At 76.0% G+C, this 10,481-nt stretch carries 8 protein-coding genes; 4 read left to right on the top strand and 4 right to left on the bottom strand.

Going from position 1 to position 10,481, the window contains the following annotated elements; genetic code table 11:
• Position 1: 1 nt before the first annotated feature.
• Complete coding sequence (locus tag ACFQBR_RS07055; RefSeq protein WP_344184998.1) at positions 2-739, bottom strand: SDR family NAD(P)-dependent oxidoreductase; 738 nt, start codon at positions 737-739, stop codon at positions 2-4.
• 151 nt (positions 740-890) lie between these two features.
• Positions 891-2,099: a hypothetical protein gene (locus tag ACFQBR_RS07050; protein ID WP_330156993.1), complete on the bottom strand. Its 1,209-nt coding sequence runs from the start codon at positions 2,097-2,099 to the stop codon at positions 891-893.
• A 122-nt stretch (positions 2,100-2,221) separates the two neighbouring features.
• Here ACFQBR_RS07050 and ACFQBR_RS07045 point away from each other — a divergent pair, with 122 nt between their 5' ends.
• Positions 2,222-2,824, top strand: a complete 603-nt coding sequence (locus ACFQBR_RS07045; RefSeq protein ID WP_330156994.1) for a histidine phosphatase family protein — start codon at positions 2,222-2,224, stop codon at positions 2,822-2,824.
• A 65-nt stretch (positions 2,825-2,889) separates the two neighbouring features.
• Here ACFQBR_RS07045 and ACFQBR_RS07040 read toward each other — a convergent pair whose 3' ends face one another.
• Positions 2,890-4,374 (bottom strand): hypothetical protein, encoded by a 1,485-nt coding sequence (locus ACFQBR_RS07040; RefSeq protein WP_344185000.1) that lies wholly within the window; start codon positions 4,372-4,374, stop codon positions 2,890-2,892.
• A gap of 619 nt (positions 4,375-4,993) precedes the next feature.
• Here ACFQBR_RS07040 and ACFQBR_RS07035 point away from each other — a divergent pair.
• Positions 4,994-6,403 (top strand): SLC13 family permease, encoded by a 1,410-nt coding sequence (locus tag ACFQBR_RS07035; RefSeq protein WP_344185001.1) that lies wholly within the window; start codon positions 4,994-4,996, stop codon positions 6,401-6,403.
• An 87-nt stretch (positions 6,404-6,490) separates the two neighbouring features.
• On the opposite strand, the gene ACFQBR_RS07030 is transcribed toward ACFQBR_RS07035, so the two are convergent.
• On the bottom strand, positions 6,491-7,189 hold the full coding sequence (locus ACFQBR_RS07030; protein ID WP_267949390.1) for a FadR/GntR family transcriptional regulator: 699 nt from the start codon (positions 7,187-7,189) through the stop codon (positions 6,491-6,493).
• A gap of 207 nt (positions 7,190-7,396) precedes the next feature.
• Here ACFQBR_RS07030 and ACFQBR_RS07025 point away from each other — a divergent pair, with 207 nt between their 5' ends.
• Together ACFQBR_RS07025 and ACFQBR_RS07020 are read left to right on the top strand one after the other, a co-directional pair.
• Positions 7,397-8,905: a carboxyl transferase domain-containing protein gene (locus ACFQBR_RS07025; protein ID WP_344185002.1), complete on the top strand. Its 1,509-nt coding sequence runs from the start codon at positions 7,397-7,399 to the stop codon at positions 8,903-8,905.
• 162 nt (positions 8,906-9,067) lie between these two features.
• Positions 9,068-10,288 (top strand): CaiB/BaiF CoA transferase family protein, encoded by a 1,221-nt coding sequence (locus tag ACFQBR_RS07020; RefSeq protein WP_344185003.1) that lies wholly within the window; start codon positions 9,068-9,070, stop codon positions 10,286-10,288.
• Positions 10,289-10,481: the final 193 nt, after the last annotated feature.

Raw genomic sequence — 10,481 nt, 5'->3', positions numbered from 1 at the left:
GTCAGCGCAGGTGGGAGGCGCCGTTGACGTCCAGGACGGCGCCGGAGGACCACACCGCCTCCGGCGAGGCCAGGTACAGGACGGCCGCCGCGACCTCCTCGGGCGCGGCCACCCGCCCGAACGGGCTCTGCGCGCGGACCTCGTCGGTCACCCGGTCGGCGACGCGCTCGGTCGCCACGAACCCCGGGGCCACGGAGGCGACGGCGATGCCGTGCGGGGCCAGGGCCGCGGCCAGCGACTGCCCCAGGGAGTGCAGCGCGGCCTTGCTCGCCCCGTAGGCCGGGTGGTCGGGCTCCCCCTTGTAGGCGCCGCGCGAGCCGATGTTGACGATGTGCCCCCGGGCCCCGCGGTCGATCATGTGCCGGGCGGCGAGGTAGCCGATGTTGGCGGCGGCCACCACGTTCACGTCCAGGGTGGTCCGCCAGGCCTCCTGCCACTCCTCGTAGGAGACGCCGGCGACCGGGTGGGCCGTGTTGACGGCCGCGTTGTTGACCACCACGTCGATCCCGCCCAGGGCGGCGACCACCTCCGAGACGAGGTCGGCGGTGGCGGCGGGGTCGCGCAGGTCGGCGCGGAACAGCGCGTGCCCCTCGCCGGGCAGGCCGGCGAGGGTGCGCTCGGCCTCCTCCACGCTGTTCCCGCAGTGGACGGCCACACGGTCGCCCGCCCCGGCGAAGGCCCGGGCCACGGCCCGGCCGATGCCCCGGGCCGCCCCGGTGACCAGCACGTTCCGGTTCACCGGTCCCTCCCCGGGGTCGGGGCGGGTGCGGCGGACGTCGGTTGATGAGGCATGGGCGGCATCCTAGCCCCCGCCCCCGGCCCCTTCCGCGGGCGGGGGGAGGGCCCGGGAACGGGGGCCGCGCGGGCAGGCGGCCCCCGGCGCCGGGGTGTCAGGATCCGCTCCCCGCCCGCCCCTCCCCGGCGCGCAGGCCGAAGGGCAGGCCGAAGCCGGTCAGCCAGCCCCCCGCGCGGAGCAGGCGGAACACCTCGTGGGTGACGTCGTGGTCCGGCGCCTGGCGCGGCGGCCAGCCGAAGGCCTCCCCGATCGCGGACCAGCTGGGCCCGTGCCCGTGCTCGCCCCGGTAGGCGTCCACCCACCGGGCCACCTCCGCCTCGCGGCCGGAGAGCAGGTCGCGCGCACGGTCGGCGACGGGCACGTCGAGCGGCGTGGTCGCCGGGACCTGCTTGGGAGGGGTCCTCGGCGGCTCCGGCCGTACGGCCAGGGGCTGCGTCAGCTCGGTCAGCCGCGCGGCCACGACGCCGCCGGCGGCCGAGGCGTCCTCGATCCACGACACCTCGGCCAGCCACGTGAGGAGTTCGGACAGCTCTTCGTCCCCGGAGAGGGCGCAGGCCGCCACGACGTCCCCGGCGGGCAGGGACACGGAGCCGCCGGGGTCCGCGTGGAGGGCCAGGTGGGCGGCGACCAGCCGGAGCCGGTTGGGCTTCTTGCGGAGCTTCTTGTGGGCGAGCGCCTGGGAGAGCCATCCCGAGGCGCGGGACCGCACGCCGTTGCCGACCGTCCACAGGTCGCCCCGCATGCCGGGCAGGTCGCACAGGGCGGGGTTGGCGGCGTCCGCCCCGATCACCGCCTCCGGGGTGGAGGCCAGCCACCCGGTCGAGGTCAGCTCGACGAGCGCGGCGTGCGCGTCCTCCAGGCGCAGCATCCGCAGGTCCTGGCCGGTGAAGTTGGCCCGGCCCGTGACGGCGCCCCGCACCGCGAAGGTCAGTCCCAGGAGACGGCCGTCGGGGGTGGCGCCGACGCCCTCCGCGGCCAGGCGTGCCCACAGCCCGCGCAGGAGCGCCGCGTGGTGGGGGCCGATCGGCAGGGTGCGCTTGCGGTCGACCGGCACCTTGGCCTGGGGCTTGGCCAGCGCCTCCTCCCGTGCGCGCTTGCGCTCCTTCTTGAACGCCCGCAGCTCCGCGTTGGACAGCCTCCGGGGCGCCCCTCCCGGCGGGGTGGTGATGCCCTGCTCCTCGCAGCGCGCGCACTCCATGGCCGCGGCCAGGTCCTCGTTGGGCCGGAAGAAGTGGGGCTGCGCGATCTCGTGGGGCACGGGGGAGGGGTCCCGCGCGTCACTGGTGGCGGTGTGCTGCGTCATGGTCAGGAGGGTAGCGACGAATCTGCGCCGGTGTCCGGCATCTGACGAATTTGCCCGGGCGGTGCGCAGGAGCGGTTCCGCCCGGGGGAGTCCGACGGGGTCCGGCGGGGCAGGAACCCGGCATGGGTGAACTGGTGCTGATCAGGCACGGGCAGACCGAGTGGAGCCGGGACCGCCGGCACACCGGGTGGACCGACGTCCCCCTCACGGAGGAGGGCGTACGGCAGGCGGAGGGGCTGCGGCCCCTGCTGGAGGCCCGCGACATCGGGCGGGCGGTGGTCAGCCCGCTGGCGCGCGCCGTCCGCACCGCCGAGCTGGCGGGGCTGGGCGGCGGCGCGGCCGACCCGGACCTGAGGGAGTGGGACTACGGGGGCTACGAGGGGATCACCACCGCCGAGATCCGGCGCGGGCGCCCCGGGTGGGACCTGTGGCGCGACGGCGTCGTCCCCGGCGGGCCGGACCACCCGGGGGAGGCCGTCGAAGCGGTCGGCGCGCGCGTGGACCGCGTCCTGGAGGGGGTCGCGCGGTCGGTGGGGGAGGAGGGCGCCCCGGACGTGGCCCTGGTGGCGCACGGGCACGTCCTGCGCGTGCTCACCGCCCGCTGGCTGGGGCTGGAACCGGGTGCGGGGGCGCTGTTCGCCCTGGGCACGGGCTCGGTGAGCACGCTCGGCCGTGAGCACGGCCGACCGGTGGTCACCTCCTGGAACCTGGCGCCGTCCGACTGACCCGGCCCCGCGGTCCGCGCCTGACCCGGCCCCGCCGGGCGCCGCCCGGCGGCGGGCCCGGTCCGTCACAGGCCCCGGAGCCGGGTCCGGCCCGCGGCCCCGCGCGCGGCGCGGGCCACCCGCGGGTCCCGGTGCAGGCGGCCGATCGCCTCCAGCGCGGGGACGGTGTCCGGGTGCCCGCACAGCCACAGGCGGTCGGCGCTCTCCAGGAGGGAGGCGTCGAGGCCGGAGGGGAAGGCGAAGTCGAGCGCGGCGGCGAGGTCGTCCGCCCCGGTCCCGGCCGCGGAGGCCAGGTCCAGCACGAGCCACGGGCCGAACCGGTCCAGGACCGCGTCGATCTCCTCCTGGGGGAGCATCCGGGAGGACAGGAGCACGAGGGCGGCCAGGCCCGCCGCGACCCGGTCGGGGGCGCGCAGCATCGCCCGCAGCCTTCCCGCCAGGCGCGAGCTGACCATGTGCAGGACCGAGGCCCCGGTCCGCCTGCGCCGGGTCAGGCGGGGATCGGCGACCGCCCGGACGATCTCCTCCAGCGCCTCCTCCGGGGAGCGCCGGGCCAGCCAGGGGTCGACCAGCGCGCCCTGGTCGGCCGCGCAGACGCGGGCCAGGGAGTCCAGGAACTCCGCGGCGTCCGTCACGGCGAGGTCCTCGGCCAGCGGGGCGCGGACACCGCGCCGGAGCAGCAGCCTGCGCACGCCGTAGCGGCCCAGGTCGGTCAGTTCGACGTCGGGGTGCGCCGGCGGGCCGGACGCCTGCGCGGAGGGGGAGGCGGGAAGGCCGTCCGCGTACTCCCCGCGGCCCGGTTCCCCGCCCGCCGCGCGCTCCGCGGGGGGAGGGGTCGCCTGCTCCGTGCCGAGGATGACCGCTCCGGTGTCGGAGAGCTGCCACAGCAGGTGGAGCACCAGGTCCGGGTCCGGTTCGGGGCCGGCGGGGAGCGGGGGCGCTCCCGGGAAGGGCGGTGCGCTCGTGGCGAGCGAGGCCAGCGGGACACGGGCCCCGTCCTGCCCCTCGTAGAGGCGGAGCAGGACCGCGGGCAGCAGCTCCGGGCGGTGCCCCCTGGGCGGATCCGGGTCGAGGAGGTCGGCGCGCGCGTACCGCACGGCGTCCTCGAACAGCCGCATCCACCAGTCCAGGACCTCCTCGGGGTCGTGGACGCGGTCCTCCAGCCCCGGAGCGGGGCGCGCCCGGGCGGTGTCGATCTCGATCATGCCCAGGACCACGGCCGCCTGCCAGGGGGCCATGAACTCCGCGGCCTCCGAGGCCGAGCCCAGTCCCCGCAGCCAGGCCACGCGTGCGCCGCGGTCGCGCACGAGCCCGTACGGCCACAGGCCGAACCGCTCGATCGCGGCGCGGGCGCTCTCCGGGCTCGGCACCCCGGGCCCGGAGACGGGGGTGGCCGGGGCGCTCCACCGGGCCAGGCGCAGGGCGTCGCACAGCAGGGGTGTGCCCAGGGCGACCTGGGCGAGCACCTGCGGTCGCAGCAGTGACACCGGCCGGACCGCGGCCCGGGCGGGGCCGCGGCGGTCCAGGTGCGAGGTCTCGTTCGACGCCATGTCCGCTCCCGGTTCTCTCTCGTGCTGTCCGACCTTCCCCTTCTACCGTTCCGCGGTCGCCCCGTGGGGCGTTTCGGGGAACAACGGCGGCGGGAACGCCAGGCGCGGGGCACCGGTCGGAGCCGGGACGCCGCGGCCCTCGTGAGCGGACCGGGGCGGTCGCCGGACCCGCGGCCCGTGGCACGGGTCCGGCCGGGACGGGGGGAGGGACGGTTCTCCCACCGGCGGCAGGACCGGGTCGGTGCGGCGCGTGGCCGACCAGCGCCGACGCTGTTCCCCCGCGAGGGGGACGGTCCCGTCATTGAGGGTTGAGCAGGGGAAACTCGGGGCTCGACGGACCGGATCTGGCCCCGCTCATGTCGCGGGAACCAGGCATGGGTTACGACGTGTCCCTGGGGTCACCGGTTCCACATTCGGCGGGTCCGATGGCGTGGACACCGGGGACGTTCCGCCGCCACCTGGGGAACAACCGTACCTTTCGCGCGCGGGGAGGACGGGGCGCCCGGGCCCGGGAGTGTCCCACCGGGGGGTTGACATGTCGGCAAAAGGCATATTGGCTAGGCCACTGAGCCGTATGAGCCAGATCACAGCCCTGCTTTTCGTCTGATCGGTACACGACATGACCCCGCAACTCCTCACCATCCTCGCCCTCCTGGCGATGTTCGTCATCGCCACGGTCCTGCCGATCAACATCGGCGCCCTCGCCTTCGTCGGGGCCTTCCTCGTCGGCGTCCTCGCCCTGGGCATGGACACCGACGCCATCCTGGGCGGTTTCCCCGCCGACCTCTTCCTCACACTGGTCGGCGTCACCTACCTCTTCGCCATCGCCAAGAACAACGGGACGATCGACCTCCTCGTACGCGCCGCCACGCGGCTGGTCGGCGGCAGGGTCGTCGCCATCCCGTGGATCATGTTCGGCATCAGCGCCCTGCTGACCGGCGTGGGCGCCCTCAGCCCCGCGGCGGTGGCCATCGTCGCACCCATCGCCCTGGGCTTCGCCGTCAAGTACCGGATCAACCCCCTGCTCATGGGCATGATGGTGATCCACGGCGCGCAGGGGGGCGGGTTCTCCCCGGTCAGCGTCTACGGCGCGACGGTCAACGGCATCGTCGCCGACAGCGGGCTCGCGGTCTCGCCGCTCACCCTCTTCCTCGGCAACCTCGTCTTCAACCTGTGCATCGCGCTGGTCCTCTTCGTCTCCCTGGGCGGCAACCGCCTGGTCGGCGCGCGGGCGCAGGAGTTCGAGGCCGCCGGGCACGCCGCGGCGCGCACGGGCGCCGCCGCGGTCCCCGCCTCCGGCGCGGACGCGGTCGGCGGCTCCGTCGCCGTGGCCACCGGCGGCCCCTCCGGGACCTCTGCCGCCGGCGCACCCGCGGACCCGCCTGCGGACGGCCCCGCCGAAGCGTCCGCGGACGGTCCGGCGGGCGGGCCCGTGCGGTTCGACCAGCTCGCCACCATCGCCGGCATCGTCGTCCTCGGCGTGCTCGCCCTGGGCTTCGGCCTCGACGTCGGTTTCGTCGCGCTGTCCGTGACGGTCGTGCTGGCGCTGATCTCGCCCAAGGCCCAGAAGAACGCGCTGTCCCAGATCAGCTGGCCCACGGTGCTGCTGATCACCGGCATGCTCACGTTCGTCGGCGTCATGGAGAGCGCCGGGACCATCGACTACGTCGGCGACGCCGCGGCGAGTCTGGGAGCGCCGCTCCTGGTCGCGCTCGTGCTCTGCTACATCGGCGCCGTCGTGTCGGCGTTCGCGTCCTCGACCGCGATCCTGGGGGCGACCATCCCGCTGGCGATCCCGTTCCTCATGATGGGCGAGATCAGCGCGACCGGCGTGATCGTGGCGCTGGCGGTCTCCTCCACCATCGTCGACGTCAGCCCCTTCTCGACCAACGGCGCCCTGGTGCTGGCCAACGCCTCCGGGGTGGACCCGGACAAGTTCTACCGGCAGATCCTCGTCTACAGCGCCATCGTGGTGCTGGTGGGACCGATGATCGCCTGGGGAGTGCTGGTCGTGCCCGGCCTGCTGTGACCGGGCCCGCGCCGGCGGAGGCGCGGTGCGGGGCCGCACCGCGGCCGACCACCGGACCACAGGCTCGGCCTGTGGTCCGGTGAAGTCTCACGGGGTGACCGGTGCGACCACCCGGGAGACCAGCACGAGGTGGTCGCGCATCGCGTCCGCGGCGGCCTTGGGGTCCCCCGCGTGGATGGCGGCGCCGATCCGCTCGTGGCCGTCGAGCGAGGCCTGGGGGCGGTCGGGCTGGGACAGGGACTCCAGGCGGGTCTCCCTGATCATCGGCGCCAGCTCGTTCATCATCCGCGCCAGGAGGCGCGAACGCGCCGCCGCGGTGATCGCGGCGTGGAACCGCTCGTCGCCGGTGACGCCCCGGTCCCCGTTCTCGACCTCCTGGCGCATGAGCTCCAGGGCCGCGTCGATGGAGGCCAGGTCCTCGGGGGTGCGGCGCTCGGCGGCCAGCTCGGCCAGCTTGACCTCCAGCGCCTGGCGGGCCTCGATGATCTCCGCGCGCCGGTTGGCCCGGTCGCGCAGCAGGGCGAGAACCCCCTGCTCGGAGACGGTCTGACGGATGATCGCCCCGTCGCCGTGGCGGACCTCGATGACCCCCTGGACCTCCAGGGCCACCAGGGCCTGGCTCACCGAGGCCCGGCTGACCTCCAGTGCGGAGGCCAGCTCGCGCTCGGGCGGCAGCCGGTCGCCGACGCCCAGTCCGGCCTCCCGCATGTGTTCGACGAGCCGCTCCACGAGCTGCTCGTACAGACGGGGTCGGGCCGGCGGTCGGGGTCGGGATTTGGCAGGCACGCTCGGTGGCTCCTGTCTTCGCATCCGGCTGTGTCAGAGGCCTTCCAGGCTAGAGCATCCCGCCCCCGCGCCCCCGGGAACCAGCCTGTGGCGGCGGACGCGCGGGAGGGCGATCGGGGGCGCGGAGGGCTTCACAAACGGGGGGTGGGCGTGCCACCCTGGCTTTAAGGCCTAGTGGCCTAGCCACTGAACCATTTGGAGGTTGCTGTGGGGACCCGACGCACCGCTCACGAACTCCTCGACCTCGTCCTCGACACGGGCTCGTTCGCCTCCTGGGACACCGTGCCCGCCGACGTGCGCCCCGACCCGGCCTACGCCGCAGCACTGGTCGACGCGCACACCGCGAGCGGGTGCGACGAGGCCGTCCTCACCGGGGAGGGGCGCCTGGGCGGGCACCGCGTCGCCGTCGTGGCCAGCGAGTTCGGATTCCTCGCCGGCTCCGTCGGGCTCGCCGCGGCCGAACGGCTCCTGGACGCCGTCGAACGCGCCACCGCCGAGGGGATCCCCCTGCTGGCCGCACCCGCCTCGGGCGGCACCCGCATGCAGGAGGGGGCCCGCGCCTTCGTGTCCATGGCGCCGATCGCCGCCGCCATCACCGCGCACAAGGCCGCCGGGCTCCCCTACCTCGTCTACCTGCGCCATCCGACCACGGGCGGCGCACTCGCCTCCTGGGGCTCCCTGGGGCACCTGACCGCGGCCGAGCCCGGCGCCCTCATCGGCTTCCTCGGCCCCCGCGTCTACGAGGCCCTCCACGGCGAGGCCTTCCCCGAGGGGGTCCAGCGCGCGGAGAACCTCCGCCGACACGGCCTCGTCGACGCCGTCCTGGCCCCGGAGGAGCTGCGCGGGGCCGCCGTCCTGGCCCTCGACGTCCTGCTCGACCGGACCGCCGACGAGGCGCGGCCCCCCGCCGCGCCGCCCGCCGCGCCCGCCTCCCGCGTCCCCGCCTGGGACTCCGTCCTGCGGTCCCGGCGCGAGGAGCGCCCGGGGGTGCGCGACCTGCTGCGCCACGCCGCCACCGACGTCGTGCGCCTGCGCGGCACCGGGGAGGGGGACGAGGACCCCACCCTCCTGGTGGCCCTGGCCCGGTTCGGCGGACGCCCCTGCGTCCTGGTCGGCCAGGACCGCAGCAGGCAGGGCCCCCGGACCCCGATGGGGCCGGCCGCCCTCCTCCAGGCACGCAGGGGCATGCGCCTCGCGGCCGGGCTCCGGCTCCCGCTCGTCACCGTCATCGACACCGCCGGCGCCGAGCTGTCCGCCGCGGCCGAGGAACGGGGCATGGCGGCCCAGATCGCCCACTGCCTCGCGGACATGGCCACCCTCGCCACCCCCACCGTGTCGGTGCTGCTGGGGGAGGGGACCGGCGGGGGCGCGATCGCGCTGCTCCCCGCCGACCGCGTCCTGTGCGCCCAGCACGCCTGGCTCTCGCCCCTCCCGCCCGAGGGCGCGAGCGCGATCGTGCACCGCACCGTCGACCGCGCTGAGGAGCTGGCCGAGAGCCAGGGCATCGGCTCCGCGGACCTGCTGGCGACGGGGGTGGTGGACCGGGTGATCGCCGAGGCGGGAGACGCCGCCCAGGACGGCGAGGCCCTCTGCGTCCGGGTCGGCGCCGCGGTCGCCCACGAACTCTCGACCCTGCGGTCGCGCGCCGGGGAGGGCCCGGGCACCGGACGCACCGGGCGCACCGGGCGCTACCGGCTGCTCGGCGCGGGTGTCTGACCCGGGACCGGACGGCCGGACCGCGTGGACCGGCCGCCGGGGACGCCCTCCCGCGGGGGCGTCCCCCACGACACGCGTGTCCGGCCGGCGCCGGCGGGCAGGCCCGCCCTCCGCCGGGACCGGCCGGACACAGGACAGGAAGAACGACACCGGAGGTGGAACATGGACCGCTCGGAAGGCCCGCTCAAGGGAACCGTGGTCGTGGATCTGTCGCGGGCCCTCGCGGGGCCGCACACCGCGATGCTGCTCGGCGACCTCGGGGCCAGGGTGATCAAGGTCGAGCAGCCGGGCACGGGCGACGAGACCCGCGGCTGGGGTCCGCCGTTCGTCGGACCGGAGGAGGAGCGGATCAGCACCTACTTCCTCTCCTGCAACCGCAACAAGGAGTCCATCGAACTCGACCTGAAGTCCGACGACGGCGTCGAGCAGCTCACCCGGCTCGTGCGCGCCGCCGACGTCCTGGTGGAGAACTTCCGGCCGGGCGTCCTGGACCGGCTCGGCTTCTCCGTCGGCCGCCTGGAGGAGCTCAACCCCCGCCTGGTGGTCTGCTCCATCAGCGGGTTCGGGCACGACGGGCCCGAGGGCGGCCGGGCGGGCTACGACCAGATCGCCCAGGGGGAGGCCGGCCTGATGAGCCTGACCGGCCCCTCCTCCAAGGAGCCGACCAAGACGGGCGTGGCCATCGGCGACGTGCTGGCCGGGATGAACGGGGCGCAGGGCGTGCTCGCGGCCCTGGTGGAGCGGGGCCGCACCGGGCGCGGACGGGTGGTGCGCACCTCCCTGCTCTCCTCCATCGTGGGCGTGCACGCCTTCCAGGGGACGCGCTGGACCGTCGCGCGCGAGGTGCCCTCGGCGCTGGGGAACCAGCACCCCTCCATCGCCCCCTACGGCGCCTTCGCCTGCATGGACGGGATGCTCCAGGTGGCGGTGGGCGGCGAGGCGCAGTGGACCCGGTTCGCGGGGCTGCTCGGGCTGGACGCCGAGGACCCCAGGTTCCGGGACAACGCCTCCCGCGTCGCCCACCGCGAGGCCCTGATCGCGGAGATCGAGGCGGTCCTCGGCCAGGGGACCCGCGACGAGTGGCTGAGCCGGATCGGCGGGGCCGGGGTGCCCTGCGGCGCGGTGCGCACCGTCGACCAGGTCTACGAGTGGGACCAGACGCGGTCCCAGGGGCTGGTGGTGTCGGTCGAGCACCCGGTGCTGGGCGAGGTCGAGCTGCCCGGGTCGGCCCTGCGCTTCGACCCCCGCGACCCCGGTGAGTCGGAGGAGTTCGGACGCGGCTACCTGCCGCCCCCCGCCCTGGGCGAGCACAACGACGCGGTGCGGGCCTGGCTCGACGAGGTCGAGCGGGAGCGGGAGCCCGCGGCGGAGCCGGTGGGCTGACCCGGAGGGGTCCCGGAACTGCCCCGGAGACGGGGCGCGGGTCCTCCGACCGGGCCGGCTCGCCGGGGAGCGGGCGCCGCGCACGGCCCCCGCCCGGCGAACGGGCGCCGAGCGCCACCCCACCGGCCCCGGCCTGCCCCCGGGCCCCACGAGCACCGCGACAGCCATGCGAACGGCCGTACCGAGCGCCCTC

This window comes from Nocardiopsis tropica, from assembly GCF_042660575.1.
GTDB classification, from domain to species: Bacteria; Actinomycetota; Actinomycetes; order Streptosporangiales; family Streptosporangiaceae; genus Nocardiopsis; species Nocardiopsis tropica.
The sequence above is the reverse complement of the archived record's forward strand: the minus strand, read 5'-3'. Positions and strand labels throughout refer to the sequence as shown.

Coding starts and splice junctions, on each gene's coding strand:
- ACFQBR_RS07050 (WP_330156993.1), bottom strand. CDS start 2,099: ATGACGCAGCACACCGCCACCAGTGACGCGCGGGACCCCTCCCCCGTG.
- ACFQBR_RS07045 (WP_330156994.1), top strand. CDS start 2,222: ATGGGTGAACTGGTGCTGATCAGGCACGGGCAGACCGAGTGGAGCCGG.
- ACFQBR_RS07040 (WP_344185000.1), bottom strand. CDS start 4,374: ATGGCGTCGAACGAGACCTCGCACCTGGACCGCCGCGGCCCCGCCCGG.
- ACFQBR_RS07035 (WP_344185001.1), top strand. CDS start 4,994: ATGACCCCGCAACTCCTCACCATCCTCGCCCTCCTGGCGATGTTCGTC.
- ACFQBR_RS07020 (WP_344185003.1), top strand. CDS start 9,068: ATGGACCGCTCGGAAGGCCCGCTCAAGGGAACCGTGGTCGTGGATCTG.